The organism is Ferrimonas marina (assembly GCF_900129905.1).
In the GTDB taxonomy this organism is placed as follows: Bacteria; Pseudomonadota; Gammaproteobacteria; order Enterobacterales; family Shewanellaceae; genus Ferrimonas; species Ferrimonas marina.
Map to the genome: position 1 here is coordinate 307035 of NZ_FQXG01000005.1, position 13796 is coordinate 320830.

14 protein-coding genes are annotated in these 13796 nt (G+C 61.0%); 6 read left to right on the forward strand and 8 right to left on the reverse strand.

The genetic code is table 11. From position 1 onward, the window contains the following. Positions 1-29 precede the first annotated feature (29 nt). Both epmB and BUC04_RS13755 read left to right on the forward strand, forming a co-directional pair. Positions 30-1058 (forward strand): EF-P beta-lysylation protein EpmB, encoded by a 1029-nt coding sequence (epmB, locus tag BUC04_RS13750; RefSeq protein ID WP_067661814.1) that lies wholly within the window; start codon positions 30-32, stop codon positions 1056-1058. 38 nt (positions 1059-1096) lie between these two features. Beyond that, positions 1097-1657, forward strand: a complete 561-nt coding sequence (locus tag BUC04_RS13755) for a dienelactone hydrolase family protein (RefSeq protein ID WP_067661811.1) — start codon at positions 1097-1099, stop codon at positions 1655-1657. Between the two features lie 417 nt (positions 1658-2074). On the opposite strand, the gene BUC04_RS13760 is transcribed toward BUC04_RS13755, so the two are convergent. Continuing rightward, complete coding sequence (locus BUC04_RS13760; protein ID WP_082766730.1) at positions 2075-2929, reverse strand: TraB/GumN family protein; 855 nt, start codon at positions 2927-2929, stop codon at positions 2075-2077. A gap of 167 nt (positions 2930-3096) precedes the next feature. On the opposite strand from BUC04_RS13760, the gene BUC04_RS13765 reads away from it, so the two are divergent. Continuing rightward, on the forward strand, positions 3097-3405 hold the full coding sequence (locus tag BUC04_RS13765) for a hypothetical protein (protein ID WP_067661807.1): 309 nt from the start codon (positions 3097-3099) through the stop codon (positions 3403-3405). Positions 3406-3431: 26 nt separating this feature from the next. Here BUC04_RS13765 and BUC04_RS13770 read toward each other — a convergent pair whose 3' ends face one another. From BUC04_RS13770 to BUC04_RS13780, 3 genes are all read right to left on the reverse strand, one after another. Further along, complete coding sequence (locus BUC04_RS13770) at positions 3432-3962, reverse strand: DUF3016 domain-containing protein (protein ID WP_067661805.1); 531 nt, start codon at positions 3960-3962, stop codon at positions 3432-3434. 246 nt (positions 3963-4208) lie between these two features. Next, on the reverse strand, positions 4209-5858 hold the full coding sequence (gene groL / locus BUC04_RS13775) for a chaperonin GroEL (RefSeq protein WP_067661803.1): 1650 nt from the start codon (positions 5856-5858) through the stop codon (positions 4209-4211). A gap of 29 nt (positions 5859-5887) precedes the next feature. After that, positions 5888-6178 carry a co-chaperone GroES gene (locus BUC04_RS13780; protein WP_067661801.1) on the reverse strand — a complete coding sequence of 97 codons (291 nt, stop codon included), beginning with the start codon at positions 6176-6178 and terminating at the stop codon, positions 5888-5890. Positions 6179-6424: 246 nt separating this feature from the next. On the opposite strand from BUC04_RS13780, the gene BUC04_RS13785 reads away from it, so the two are divergent. Beyond that, entirely contained in the window at positions 6425-7798 is a 1374-nt protein-coding gene (locus BUC04_RS13785) for an MATE family efflux transporter (protein ID WP_073325930.1), read from the forward strand. 153 nt (positions 7799-7951) lie between these two features. Beyond that, positions 7952-9361: an anaerobic C4-dicarboxylate transporter gene (locus BUC04_RS13790; RefSeq protein ID WP_067661799.1), complete on the forward strand. Its 1410-nt coding sequence runs from the start codon at positions 7952-7954 to the stop codon at positions 9359-9361. Between the two features lie 226 nt (positions 9362-9587). On the opposite strand, the gene BUC04_RS13795 is transcribed toward BUC04_RS13790, so the two are convergent. The 4 genes from BUC04_RS13795 to BUC04_RS13810 form a co-directional block, all read right to left on the reverse strand. Further along, on the reverse strand, positions 9588-10088 hold the full coding sequence (locus BUC04_RS13795; RefSeq protein ID WP_067661797.1) for a hypothetical protein: 501 nt from the start codon (positions 10086-10088) through the stop codon (positions 9588-9590). Then, positions 10081-10488, reverse strand: a complete 408-nt coding sequence (locus tag BUC04_RS13800) for a hypothetical protein (protein ID WP_143165723.1) — start codon at positions 10486-10488, stop codon at positions 10081-10083. Before BUC04_RS13800 ends, BUC04_RS13795 begins: the two co-directional genes overlap by 8 nt. Further along, positions 10481-10930 carry a hypothetical protein gene (locus BUC04_RS13805; RefSeq protein ID WP_067661793.1) on the reverse strand — a complete coding sequence of 150 codons (450 nt, stop codon included), beginning with the start codon at positions 10928-10930 and terminating at the stop codon, positions 10481-10483. The genes BUC04_RS13800 and BUC04_RS13805 overlap by 8 nt, the downstream gene beginning before the upstream one ends. Positions 10931-11193: 263 nt before the next feature. Continuing rightward, positions 11194-11721, reverse strand: a complete 528-nt coding sequence (locus BUC04_RS13810) for an FxsA family protein (protein ID WP_082766728.1) — start codon at positions 11719-11721, stop codon at positions 11194-11196. Positions 11722-11994: 273 nt separating this feature from the next. Between BUC04_RS13810 and BUC04_RS13815 the strand changes: the two genes are divergently transcribed. Continuing rightward, the gene (locus BUC04_RS13815; RefSeq protein ID WP_067661790.1) at positions 11995-13737 is read left to right on the forward strand and encodes a protein-disulfide reductase DsbD; all 1743 of its coding nucleotides are present in this window, start codon (positions 11995-11997) and stop codon (positions 13735-13737) included. Positions 13738-13796: the final 59 nt, after the last annotated feature.

Sequence of the window (13796 nt, forward strand, 5' to 3'; positions counted from 1 at the left end):
AGCTGTTATAAGTTGATGTTAACCGGCTAATGATAACCCGAAATCCCGCCCCTTTGCACCGACCTCAAGCCAGTTGGCAACAGGATTTGGCCTCGGCCTTCAGCGATCCTGTGGCACTGCTGACCCATCTGCGGATCGATCCGGCCCAGTTTGGCGAAGGCTTGGCCGCACGCCGGCTGTTTCCGATGCGTGTGCCCCGGCCCTACGCCAATCGAATCACCCCCGGCGATGCCCAGGATCCGCTGCTGCTCCAGGTGCTGCCGCTGGGCGCTGAGTTCCTGGCTCAGCCCGGTTTTGGCGTCGATCCCACCGGCGAGCAGGGGGGCGATACCCCGGGCCTGCTGCACAAATACCGCAGCCGTGTTCTGCTGATGCTGCGCGGCGGCTGCGCCATCAATTGCCGCTACTGCTTTCGCCGTCACTTCCCCTACCAGGATCACAAGGTGGGCCGTGCCGAGCTGGAGCAGGCAGTAGCCTATCTCAATGCCGATCCCCAGATTAATGAGCTGCTGCTGTCCGGTGGCGATCCGCTGATGGCCAAGGACGACCACCTGGCCCAGCTGTTCGAGCGTCTAACCCAGGCCAAGCACCTCAAGCGGGTGCGTTTCCATACCCGCCTGCCGGTAGTGATCCCAAACCGGGTCACCGATGCGCTGGTGACCCTGCTGGAGCAGGCGCCCTGGCCGGTAGTGATGGTGCTGCACATCAATCACCCCCGGGAGATCGACGACGAGGTGGTCGCTGCCATGCAGCGCTTGCGGGCGGCCGGTGTCACCCTGCTCAACCAGGGGGTGCTGCTCAAGGGGGTCAATGACGATGCCCAGGTGCTGGCCCAGCTGTCCGAGCGGCTGTTTGAGGCGGGGATCCTGCCCTACTACCTGCATCAGCTGGACAAGGTGCAGGGAGCGGGGCATTTCGAGGTCAGTGATGAGCAGGCCCGGGCGCTGATGGCGCAACTGCTGGCCACCCTGCCCGGTTTCCTGGTGCCCCGCCTGGTGCGGGAACTGCCGGGCCACAGTGCCAAGACGCCGATTGATCTGCGCCTCGAGCCCGCCTAGGATGGGTCGCCCAATTTTACTCACTGATAAGGATGTCTATGGCCACGCTGCTGTTTGTGACCGATATCTGGGGCCAGCACGCCAGTCTGGATCCCTTGCTGTCGCGCCTGGAGGCGCAGTTTGACCAAGTTGAGGTGCTCGATCCCTACAGCGGTCAGCGCTTCGCCTTTGAGGACGAGGCCCAAGCCTACGAGTACTTCCAGCGCCGCTGTACCGCCCGTATCTACCAGCAGAAATTGGCAGAACGACTGAGCCAGGGTAGCGAGCCTTTGTTGCTGCTGGCCTTCAGTGCCGGTGCCAATGCCGCCTGGCCGCTGCTGAGCCAGCCCGAGCTGGCCAGCCGAGTAACCCGCGCGTCACTGTGCTACGGCAACCAGATCCTGGCTCAGCCGACGCTAACGCCGCAAAGCCCAACCCAGTTGCTGCTGTGCCGGGACGATGCTGGGGTGCTGGAACACCAGGCCCCGCTGGCGCGGGCCTGCCAGGTTGAGCTGAGCGAGGCCGGCCATGGCTTTATCAACCCCCGCAGCCCCCACTTCGACGCCAACGCCGCTGACACCGCGCTGGCTGACGCTGTGCAGTGGCTGCAGCAGCGCTGATCCACCGCGGGCAACAAAAAAAGAGCTCTGCCCTAGTTAGGTGTTGAATACACCTTACTCATTCAATCCAACAGAACTGTGTGACCCGCCGGCTCTTCGCCGACTTGGAGTCGCCCGAACGAAGTGGCCAAAGCCCAGGTTGAAGGCCAGGACGGCCTGAGTGGCTTGCGGAGACAGGGACGTCGACTCAAGCCTGAGCCGCAGACTTTGGTAACGAAAGTGAGGGTTAGCGACGATTGGAGGCAAACGGGGGTTCCAAGGGGGCGGAACGCCCCTTTGGTTGCAGCCGGCAACCCGGCAAAGCTATTTACAGCCAATGGTGAGAAAAATCGTCAGGCTAACTAGAACAACAGTTAATTCGGACAAAGCACAAAACAGCGGGGCATCATGCCCCGCTGTTGCTATCTGCCCCAGACTCTAGCGCTGGCAATCGCTCTGCCAGCAGTCGGTCACCTGGACACCGGCTTTGCCCAGCAGGCTGGGGATCGAGCCCTCACCCACCAGGTGGCCCGCCCCCACGGCAATGAACAGGTGGTCGTGCTGCTGCATCAGAGCCTGGATCCCCTCACTCATGCCTACGTTGCGATCCAGCATCAGCTTCTGCCACAGCTCGGGGTGGTTCTGCAGCCCCTCCAGCATCTGCTCTGCCAGCTCCTCCTTATCGCCCTCGCGCCAGGCCCCCACCAACGCCTCGATCTCCTCGGCGCCCGAAGTCTCCAGGGTGGCCTTGAGCATGGCGTGGGAGGCCTCGTCGCTAAAGCTGTTGAACACCTCCAGCTGGAACGCCATCCCCTCCAGCTCCAGCACCGGCCTGTCCTTAAGTTGCGCCATCAGCTGCTGCTCCACCCCAAGATCCGGCCGGAAGCCCGCCTGGGCCATCATCCCCATGGCAATCTGGGAGCTGAGCATCCAGGGGCGCAAGCGCGGATCGCAGTGCAGCTGCTGGGCCTGGCAAAACTCCTGCAGCTGGGTAGCCAGCTCCGCTGGCAGCGGCGAAGTGGCCAGCATGTTCTGCATCACCAGGGCCTGGATATTAGGGTCGTTGGGATCCGCCTCCAGCACCAGCTGTTCGGCACCGGACAGCGCCTGCTCGATGCGCTCGGGCATGGGGTAGAAATCCGGCAGCCCCACATGAATAGAACCCAGCAGCCAGGCCTGGTGCCCTTGGTAATCCAACCGGTAGAACACCGGCTTATCCTCTGGTGCGGCCCAGCCCGGCATAGCCAGTAAGCCCAACCAAGCCGCTAGCAGCAACGTCCAGCCTCGTTTCATTCCATTCTCTCCTGATCAATTTGCCCAGTGGGCGTTCACTTCCATGTTTGTGTTACCAAAAAAGCGCCACGGCAACCCATACAGGCCACCGCTGCCAGAGAAACAGCGGATTTGAGTCGCTTCCCCTGGCTTTCTATAATCTGCCCCAGAAATTTGGGGGAGCCATCATGTCCTACGACACCATCATTGAACAATACCGTACCAGCCTGCAGGCCGCCTACCGCCAGGCGCTGGATGCCGACAGCCTGCTCGAGGCGATGCAAAAAGAGGGCAAGGGCAAGTTTGCTGCCGTGTTCCGCGAAGACGCCGGCTTCAGCTGCCAGGCCAATCGCTTCACCCCCTACGTTAAAGAGCTGGGGGAGCAGCTGCAAGCCTTCGAGGCTGAGCCAAACCCAGAGCAGCTACCTGAAATGGTTAGAAAATTAGAGCTGTTGCTGACCACACTGCAGCAGCTTCGGCAGTCGCTGAAAGGATAAAAAAGCCGCCCTCCCGGGCGGCTTTTTCAGTTACTGGCCAGCTGGTCTGGGAGCGATTTGCGTACCCAGTCATCCAGCATGCGCAGCTCATAGCGCAGCGATTCGTTGCGATAGCGGCTCGGCGGTCGGGAGTCGAAGCCCATATCGCGGATGTTCTCTTCACCTTGGGTCACCACCTGACCGGCGGGGTCCTTCACCTCGTAGTTAAAGGCGATACGGGGTGGATAGACGCTCTTGATGATGCGGATATCACTGGTAGTGCGGCCCATGGAGGGGCGTACATCCCCGGCCAGATCCAGATCCGTGACGGTGAAGGTGATGGTCTGCCCCTCGGTCAGCATCGGCTCGATCTGCTTTTGCAGGTGCTTGCCCAAGGTGGCAAAGACGTGATTCTGATAGCGGGACTGGATCCCGGTGCCGGTGCGCACGTCGGTGTAATCATCCGGCTGCTGCCAGATGACGGTGACCGCGCCGTCCTGCGTCGGCCACTCCGGTGCTTCTTCTGCCAGGGCATTGCCACTGACCAATGCCGCCGCCAGCCATAACAGTCTCTTCATTGCCCACTCCTCTACAGGTGACTTCATACAAGGTGTTAGAAGCGGCGCAGGGAAAAAGATTCAAAAAGATTGCGACCGGGCCGCGCTCTGTTCAAGAATCGTACAAGCTTTACCACAATGCGCCCTCCACCTTGGTGAATTACCGCCATTTTTTAAACTCTAAGTGTAGATAAAACAAGCCTTAGCAGTTCGCAGGCATAAAAAAACGGACGCCGAAGCGTCCGTTTGTTGCAGCCGGGGCTGGGCTTACATCATGCCGCCCATGCCACCCATGCCGCCCATGCCGCCCATGTCCGGGGCACCGGCCGCAGCCTCGTCCTTCGGCAGGTCGGTCACCATCGCTTCGGTGGTGATCATCAGGCCAGCCACGGAAGCGGCGAACTGCAGCGCAGAGCGGGTTACCTTGGTCGGATCCAGGATACCCATCTCCAGCATGTCACCGAACTCACCGGTACCGGCGTTGTAACCGTAGTTACCGGCGCCGTCACGTACCTGGTTGGCGATCACGGAGGATTCCACACCGGCGTTGTAGGCGATCTGACGCAGCGGAGACTCCATCGCACGCAGGGCCAGCTTGATGCCCACGTTCTGGTCTTCGTTGTCACCGGTCAGGTCAGCGATCTTGGCCGCAACGCGTACCAGGGCGGTACCGCCACCGGCTACTACGCCTTCCTCTACCGCTGCACGGGTGGCGTGCAGGGCATCTTCAACGCGGTCTTTCTTCTCTTTCATCTCGACTTCGGTGGCAGCGCCAACCTTGATCACGGCAACACCGCCGGCCAGCTTGGCCATGCGCTCTTGCAGCTTCTCTTTGTCGTAGTCGGAGGTGGACTCTTCGATCTGCTGCTTGATCTGCTCAACGCGGCCCTTGATCTGGGTCTCTTCACCCACACCATCGATGATGGTGGTGTTGTCCTTGGAGATAACAACGCGCTTGGCGCTGCCCAGGTCTTCCAGGGTGGCTTTTTCCAGCTCCAGACCGATCTCTTCGGAGATCACGGTGCCGCCGGTCAGGATCGCGATGTCCTGCAGCATCGCCTTACGACGATCGCCAAAGCCCGGAGCCTTAACCGCGGCGACCTTAACGATGCCACGCATGTTGTTCACAACCAGGGTGGCCAGGGCTTCGCCTTCCACGTCCTCGGCCACGATCAGCAGCGGCTTACCGGCTTTGGTCAGGCCTTCCAGGATCGGCAGCAGTTCACGGATGTTGGAGACCTTCTTGTCCACCAGCAGGATGAACGGGGCGTCCAGCTCAACAGTGCCATTCTCAGCGTTGTTGATGAAGTAGGGAGACAGGTAACCGCGGTCGAACTGCATGCCTTCAACCACGTCCAGCTCGTTCTCCAGCGCCTGACCTTCCTCAACGGTGATCACGCCTTCCTGACCTACCTTCTCCATCGCGGTAGCGATGATCTCGCCCACGGAGGTGTCGGAGTTGGCGGAGATGCTGCCTACCTGGGCAATGGCCTTGGAGTCGGCGCAGGGTACGGCCAGCTCTTTCAGCTCGGCAACCGCGGCCACAACAGCCTTGTCGATGCCGCGCTTCAGATCCATCGGGTTCATGCCAGCGGCAACGGCCTTCAGGCCTTCGTTGACGATGGACTGGGCCAGCACGGTGGCGGTGGTGGTGCCATCACCGGCTTCGTCGTTGGCCTTGGAAGCGACTTCCTTGACCATCTGGGCGCCCATGTTCTCGAACTTGTCTTCCAGTTCGATCTCCTTCGCCACGGACACACCGTCTTTGGTGATGGCCGGCGCGCCGAAGGACTTGTCCAGTACCACGTTACGGCCTTTCGGGCCCAGGGTGACCTTAACCGCATCGGCCAGGATGTTTACACCCGCCAGCATTTTTACGCGGGCGTCGTTACCAAATTTTACGTCTTTAGCAGCCATTACTTTCTTCCTTCAGAATTGGATACAGATTATTCAACGATCGCCAGGATGTCGGACTCGGACATGATCAGCACTTCTTCGCCATCGACCTTCTCGGTCTTCACGCCGTAACCTTCGTTAAAGATCACGGTGTCGCCGATCTTCACGTCCAGCGGCTGAACGTCACCATTGTCCAGGATGCGGCCCTTACCTACGGCCACCACCTCACCGCGAGTCGACTTCTCAGCAGCGCTGCCAGTCAAAACGATGCCGCCAGCGGACTTGGACTCAACTTCGGTGCGCTTAACGATAACGCGATCATGCAACGGACGGATTTTCATCTGTAATCTCTCCTAAGAACGGTTCCGTGTTGTTCGGTACAAATACGGGTATGTCGGCTCTCGCCGCCAACTGAATCGGTATATGGGGGTGGCAGCCGGGGGAAAACAAGGGGGGAGAGGAATTTTTTTTGCCGTCACACAGCCACAGATATCCTTTGCTCACCCAGTTGTGCTGTTGATACCATCCTCGCCTGAGGATTGAACGTACAATCCCAGCAGGTGTGTTGTTGGTTACGCGGGGTAGTTATGGGAAAAGAGCTGGATCTGCTGAATGGCTCCATTGCCCGTACCCTGTTTCGCCTGTCCCTGCCTAACCTGTTTGCCGTCTGCTGCCTGCTGCTGTTCCAGCTGACCGACGCCTTCTTTATCTCCCGCCTCGGCACCGAGCCCCTAGCCGCCTTCGGCCTGACCCTGGCACCCACCCTGATGACCATCTCCATCGCCCTCGGACTGGGCACCGGCATGGCGGTGCAACTGGGCCGCCTGCTGGGCCAGGGCCGGCGGCGTGAAGCGGAGCAGTTCTGCAGCCATGGTCTGCTGCTGGCGCTTTTGGTGATCAGCGTGGTGGGTGCCGTCGGCTGTCTCACCATCGACCCGATGTTCCGCCTGCTCGGCGCCTCAGAATCGCTGTTGCCGATGGTGCGCGAGTACATGCTGGTGTGGTACCTGGGGGCGGCCTTTATGGTGTTACCGATTGTCGGTAACCAGGCCATTCGGGCCACCGGCAACACCCTGACCCCGGCCCTGGTTACCGGCATTGTTGCCCTGCTTAACGCCCTGCTCGATCCGCTGTTCATCTTTGGCTTCGGCCCGGTGCCGGCCTTTGGCCTGCAGGGGGCGGCCATCGCCACCGTGCTGGCATGGATGGTGGCTTTCGTCGTGGCCGGTGCCATGCTGCTGCGCCGCCACCGGCTGCTGGCCCGCCCCTGCCGTCGCCGCTTGCGCCCCCACTGGCAGGTGCAACTGCACATCGCCCGCCCGGCCACCCTCTCCTACCTGCTCAATCCCCTGGCCAACGCGGTGATCATCGCCCTGCTGGCGCGCATTGACACCCACGCGGTGGCGGCTTTCGGTGCCGCCAACCGGATCGAATCGCTGCTGATCATCGGCGTCACCGCGTTGTGCGGCGCGCTGGCGCCCTTTATGGCGCAAAACCTGGGGGCCGGTCAGAGTGCCCGGGCCAACCGCGCCCTGATGGGCAGCATCCACGTCATCCTGCTGCTGCAGCTGGCGGTCTACCTCGTGCTCTGGCCCAACATCGACGCCCTGGCCGGGCTGTTTGCCACCGATCCGCAAACCCACAGCTACCTGAGCCAATACCTGCTGTGGGTGCCACTGGGTTACGGTGCCCTGGCCATCGTCATCATGATGGTGGTGGCCTACAACGCCCAGCGTCAGCCGATGCGTGCCCTGCTGCTCAGCGTCGCCCGGGTGGCGGCCCTGTTGCCACTGGCCTGGCTGGCCACCCGGCTGGGCGGTGCCCAGGGACTGTTCCTGGCCATGGCGGTGATCAACCTGGTGTTTGGTCTCTACTGCTACCGCCTGGCCCGCCAGCGCCGCCAACAGGGTCAGGGCACCGCGATGCCCGCTGGCTACCTGTCTGAGCTGCCCGGTCCCTGAAACCTTTTTCTGCGCTAAGGCTTTTTTTTTACACGGGATCCCAACTTGGGCCGTCGCTTTGGCGGAGACCGGCAAACATGACCCAGCCGAGGTTTTTCCCCCGCCAGCGACGCTAATTTGAGCAGCAGGAAGCGTCACAAAAGGATGGGAAACATGTTCTGGATCCACTTCGCTCTACTGCTTGGCATCATCTTTATCGGTATTCGCTACGGCGGCATGGCCCTGGGCCTGCTCGGTGGCCTCGGGGTCTCGATCCTGGCCTTCGTGTTTGGCGTGGTGCCCGGCTCGCCGCCGGTCAGCGTGATGCTGATCATCCTGGCAGTGGTGGCCGCCTCGGCCGCGCTGGAGGTCACTGGTGGCCTGACCCTGCTGGTACAGGTTGCCGAACGGCTATTGCGTCGCCGGCCTGAAAAGGTGGCCTACCTGGCCCCGGTGTGCACCTGGAGCCTAACCACCCTGGTGGGGACTGGCCACTCGGTGTATCCGCTGCTGCCGGTGATCTACGACGTGGCCTACAGCAAGGGGATCCGTCCGGAGCGGCCGATGGCCATCGCCACCGTTGCCTCGCAGATGGGGATCACCGCCAGCCCCATCGCCGCGGCTGCCGCCGTGGTGCTGGCCACCACCGCCACCAACAACGTCTCAGTCAGCCTGCTGGATATTCTTTCGGTCACCATCCCCGCCACCCTGATGGGGGTATTGATTGCCGCCACCTGGAGCGTCAAGCGTGGGTTGGAGCTGGCCGACGACCCCGAGTTCCAGGCACGCCTGGCGGATCCTGACCAGCGCGCCTACATCGAAGGCGGTCAGGCCACCACCCTGGACAAGGCCGTGACCCGGGAAGCCAAGATCGGCCTGGGCGTATTCCTCGCTGGCATCGCCGCCATCGTGGTGGTGGCGCTGTTCCCGGCGCTGCTGCCGGTGACCGAATCCGGCAAGCCGTTGTCCCTGTCGGTGGCGCTGCAGTTCATGATGCTGACGGTGGGGGGCCTGATCCTGCTCAGCACCCGCATCAAGACCGCCGACATCCCCAACTCCAGCGTGTTCAAGGCCGGCATGACCGCGGTGATCACCGTGTTCGGTATCGCCTGGTTCAGCGACACCATCGTGGCTGCCCACAAGCCTTACATCATCGAGCAGATCAGTGACATGGTGGCGGCGGCCCCCTGGACCTTCGCCATCGCCATGTTCGCGGTGTCGATGTTCCTCAAGAGTCAGGCCGCTACCCTGACGGTGATGCTGCCGATGGGCTTTGTGCTGGGGGTGGATCCCAAGGTGATGATCGGCGTCCTGCCGGCCTGCTACGCCTACTTCGTGTTCTGCTTCTACCCCAGCGATCTGGCGGCCATCAACTTTGACCGCTCCGGTACCACCCGCATCGGCCGCTTTATCTTCAACCACAGCTTTATGCTGCCGGGGCTGATTGGCGTGGGCAGCGCCACGGTGATCGGTTATCTGCTGGCCACCACCCCCATCGGCTGGTTCGTGGTGGTGGGGATCTGGGCCCTGCTCACCTACGTCGGTCAGTTCTCCCGCTACGGCCAGGTGAAGGCCACCGCCTAAGCCATCTGCCCAACAAAAAAGGGACGCCTCGGCGTCCCTTTTTTTGTGTTCAGAATAACCCGATTTATTGGTCTTGTTCTCTGATTTAATTAGAGAAATATTCCAGTTAAAAAGAAAGCAGCGACGAACACCAAAACCCCAACGATCATTACGGGATCTTCTTTTCGCACAATTCGGTAAAACTTCTTAATCAAACTCATAGTCAGCATCCTTCAGAGCTATATGTTTAATTTAGCAAGGCACAATGGCGAAGCTGCTTAGCCAACTCCTTGCCGGCCCGGTGTTCAGAGAACGCCACCAGCCAGCCGGCCAGCGTATCCTTTGGCAGATGATCAGGAGCCTGAGCCAGCCACTGCACAAAGCCAGCATTATCGCCGGCCAGTTGAACCAAGTGCTTAGCCATCACAGCCCACTCCTGGGGAGAGCGCGGCAACCAGGTAGCGTCCAATAACAGATCCAGCGCACCACGCACCGCCCACCAAGGGCAATCACCGCCTTTCTTCAACCTGGCACCCTGGCCCGTGGTCATGGCGTGCTGCCCAGCCCAGCCGGCCAGGTTATTGCCATTGAGCGAAGTCCGTTGGGTGTAGTCCTGAGATTGACACCGTGCTAACAGCGCCTCGGCACACTCGGCCTGGGTCATGGATTGCTGCCGTGCTTGGAACAACAGCGAATCGATCACTAGGGGACGGCCCCCCAGCTCCAGACGATAAAAGAGATCAGCCATCAATGGCTTCCTCTATCCCGTTCGCCGCCAGAATCTCATCAATGTTGAATTCTTTCTGGAGGGCATGAGAAGGCCAAAGCTGGTCAACCGCTTTGCGAGTGACGTAGTAGTTGGCTTTCACGCCAGCGCTAGGGTTGGGGGCGAAGCTGCCATCCGGTCGGACAAAGCGAACTTTCACCAGCCCTTCCCGTTCCAGTTCCTTCGCCGTGCGGCCCACGTTGGTAGCGTGATGATTCACTGAATTAAACATACCTGCCGTGGCCTCGGCCAGTTCGTCGCGGGTCAGCTTGAGTTCTGGGCTGTCCACCAGGCGGGCCATCATTGCCATCGCAAGCTGGGGCCTGGTGGTTCGGAACGCTTCTTTGACCAGGTAATAAAGGTGAGTTCTTGTTTCAGCCACGGGCTTTCCCTTCTTTTATTTGCTTGTTCGCCCTGAACAGGCGGTCGGACTCCAGCGCGGCAAGCAGCCAGGCCTGGGCCATCACGGGATCAAAGCCACTGGGCAATTCTTCCAGCAATCGTTCCAGATTGGCCCGGCGCTGACGCTGGACCCACAACTTAGCAAATCGCGCCCACTCTTTGGCGGTGGTGGGGGTCCAACCGTGGGCGATCAGCAACTCTAGCGCCGCTCGGCGGGCCCACATGGGGGCTTTCTTTTCCTTGTTCCACTCCACCAGCGCTAAACCTGGTACGGGCTCACGGGGGCCCACAAAGCCATTTTCAATGGCGGTGTTGGTCAGCAGTTCGGTCAGCTCGGCCCTTGAGCGGGAATCGCGTTTCATCAGATCAACAAACACATCGGTCGGGCGATCATCGAAGCTTTCAAATACAGACGGGATCATGGGGTGCATCCTGCAAATTGCATCATGAAAAAATCAAACAAAGTGATTAAAATTCAAATGTTTGCAAACATAAATCGAGGGCTTGATTATTTCTCCCGATGTCGAAAGTGTCAAAGCAAACAGACCAATGGCTCCCACTAACTATGCAGTCGGCTGAATGGGCTTTATTAGTTCTCCCGCTACGGCCAGGTGAAGGCCACCGCCTAAGCCATCTGCCCAACAAAAAAGGGACGCCTCGGCGTCCCTTTTTGCTACCGCAAGGCTTACTCCTTGCGCTCGTAGTCCCCATCGATGGTCTGGCCGTTTTGGCTGCCGCCACCGCGGTGGGGATCATCGCCAAACGGCGACTGGCGGTCATCACCGAAAGGCGGTTGCTGCGGACCGGCCCCGAAGCCACCGCCAAAGCCGGCGCCCATGCCGCCGCCGTGCACCACCCGCAGCTGCATCCGCGCCATCAGGTAGCGGGCAATTGGCGCACGGGTGGCCGGAGTGAGGATCAGCAGGCCAAACAGGTCGGTGACAAAGCCCGGGGTCACCAGCAGTACCCCGGCCACCGCCAACAGCATCGCTTCGACGATCTGCTGACCGGGCAGTTCGCCCTGGTTGAGGCGCTGCTGCACGTTCATCATGGTGCTCAGCCCCTGGCTGCGTACTAGTGACGCCCCCACGGCGGCGGTCAGCAGCACCAGGGCAATGGTGGTCATGGCGCCGAACGCATTACCCACCTGGATCAGCACGTAGATCTCCACAATGGGCATCACCGCAAACAGCAAAAACAGATAAAAGACCACCGGTACCTCGAGAAATTATTGGGTGTGATGAAACTCAGATGGGGGTTGTCGGGTCTGATTTCAAGCCGAAGCGGTCGTCGCCGTCGCCTGAGCCTCGCTCGGGGAGGGGTGCGGGACTGTGACATTCGGTGGGGATTATTTTTCAGGCTTGGGGTACTCTGCCTGTTCGCCATTGAGCGAGCCGGTCGTCGGGGCCGTATCGACCCTCAATAGAGAGGCGATGCCCGGCCGCTGAGCCTTGCCGTATCATGGAATTTCGCAAACGCTGTGACTATGAAAAGAATACTGACCATACTCCTGCTCACGCTGACCAGCCTTCAGGCCAGCGCCAGCTTCTCCTTCCTCAAGCAGGAGCCGCAGGTCCTTCCGGTTGACCAGGCCTACACCTTTGATTTTGCCCAGCAGGACAATCAGCTGCAGCTGAGCTGGAAGATGGCGGGCAAGGATTACTACCTCTACCAAGAGAAGTTTGAGCTGGCCATCGACGGCGAAGCGGTGGTGGGCGAGATCCGCTACCCGCAGCCAGAGAACCATTTCGACGATTGGTTCGGCGACCAGCCGGTCTACTTCGACCAGGTCACCCTGACAGTGCCGATCCTCGAATCCAGCAAGGACGCCACCATCACCGTGACCTACCAGGGCTGCCTGGACGGGATCCTCTGTTACCCGCCGACCCGCGAGACCATCTACCTCAGTGAGGTGGCGGCCAACGACGGCGTGCTGCCGGATGCCCCGGCGCAAACCGGCCCGCAAACCCAGCAGGACGGCCTGGCCAGCATGCTGGCGTCCGACTCCCTGGTGCTGCCGCTGCTGACCCTGTTTGGCCTCGGTATCCTGCTGGCGTTCACCCCCTGTGTGTTCCCCATGTACCCGATCCTGACCTCCATCATCGGCGGCCAGGGCAACAAGCTGTCCACCGGCAAGGCCTTCGCCCTGTCGATGACCTACGTCCAGGGCATGGCGCTGACTTACACCCTGCTGGGTCTGGTGGTGGCTTCCGCCGGGATGAAGTACCAGGCGGCGCTGCAAAGCCCGGCGGTACTGATCGGTCTGGCGGTGCTGTTCGTGGTGCTGTCGCTGTCGATGTTCGGGGTCTACAACCTGCAGTTGCCCAGCAGCCTGCAGAACCGCCTCAACAACGCCCAGAACCAACAGAAGGGCGGCTCCTTCGTTGGCGTGTTCGTGATGGGCCTGATCTCCGGCCTGGTGGCCTCCCCCTGCACCACTGCCCCGCTCACCGGCGTGCTGCTGTACGTGGCACAAAGCGGTGACCTGGTACTGGGTGGTGCGGCACTGTACGCCCTCTCCATGGGCATGGGCCTGCCGCTGCTGCTGCTGGGCACCTCCGGTGGCAAGCTGCTGCCCCGTGCCGGCGCCTGGATGGAAACCATCAAGCACGTGTTCGGCTTCCTGATGATCGCCGTGGCACTGATGATGCTGGACCGCCTCTACGCCGGCCTGGTGCTCGACCTGCTGTGGGCCCTGTGGGGCATCACCCTGGCTGGCTACCTGCTGCTGGCCAACAAGCGCACCCAGTTCAACTGGCTCAAGGTCAGCCGCACCGTGGTGCTGGGTCTGGCCCTGCTGGGCTCGGTCTCCTATGGCATGCAGGCGGTGATGAACCGCGATGCGGTCAACCCGGCCCACGATTTGGCCTTTGTCCACATCAAGACCCTGGCGGATCTGGAGCGCGAGGTGGCCAAGGCCAACGCCGAAGGCAAGGCAGTGATGCTGGATCTATACGCCGACTGGTGTGTGGCCTGTAAGGAGTTCGAGCACAAGACCTTCCCGCAGCCCAATGTGCGTGAACGCACCGACACCATGGTGATGTTGCAGGCGGACGTGACCCGCAATGACGCCGAGGATATCGAGCTGCTGGAGGCGTTCGACGTGCTTGGCCTGCCCACCCTGCTGTTCTTCTCCGCCGACGGTGAAGAGCTGAGCCAGCTGCGCGTCACCGGCTTTATGGCGGCCCAGCCGTTTGCCAACCACCTGGACCAGGTGCTCAAGCTGTAACGCAGCAAAGCATGAAAAAAGCGGGGCTTCGGCCCCGCTTTTTTTGTCCCCGATTGCGG

Coding starts and splice junctions, on each gene's coding strand:
- epmB (WP_067661814.1), top strand. CDS start 30: ATGATAACCCGAAATCCCGCCCCTTTGCACCGACCTCAAGCCAGTTGG.
- BUC04_RS13755 (WP_067661811.1), top strand. CDS start 1,097: ATGGCCACGCTGCTGTTTGTGACCGATATCTGGGGCCAGCACGCCAGT.
- BUC04_RS13760 (WP_082766730.1), bottom strand. CDS start 2,929: ATGAAACGAGGCTGGACGTTGCTGCTAGCGGCTTGGTTGGGCTTACTG.
- BUC04_RS13765 (WP_067661807.1), top strand. CDS start 3,097: ATGTCCTACGACACCATCATTGAACAATACCGTACCAGCCTGCAGGCC.
- BUC04_RS13770 (WP_067661805.1), bottom strand. CDS start 3,962: ATGAAGAGACTGTTATGGCTGGCGGCGGCATTGGTCAGTGGCAATGCC.
- groL (WP_067661803.1), bottom strand. CDS start 5,858: ATGGCTGCTAAAGACGTAAAATTTGGTAACGACGCCCGCGTAAAAATG.
- BUC04_RS13780 (WP_067661801.1), bottom strand. CDS start 6,178: ATGAAAATCCGTCCGTTGCATGATCGCGTTATCGTTAAGCGCACCGAA.
- BUC04_RS13785 (WP_073325930.1), top strand. CDS start 6,425: ATGGGAAAAGAGCTGGATCTGCTGAATGGCTCCATTGCCCGTACCCTG.
- BUC04_RS13790 (WP_067661799.1), top strand. CDS start 7,952: ATGTTCTGGATCCACTTCGCTCTACTGCTTGGCATCATCTTTATCGGT.
- BUC04_RS13795 (WP_067661797.1), bottom strand. CDS start 10,088: ATGGCTGATCTCTTTTATCGTCTGGAGCTGGGGGGCCGTCCCCTAGTG.
- BUC04_RS13805 (WP_067661793.1), bottom strand. CDS start 10,930: ATGATCCCGTCTGTATTTGAAAGCTTCGATGATCGCCCGACCGATGTG.
- BUC04_RS13815 (WP_067661790.1), top strand. CDS start 11,995: ATGAAAAGAATACTGACCATACTCCTGCTCACGCTGACCAGCCTTCAG.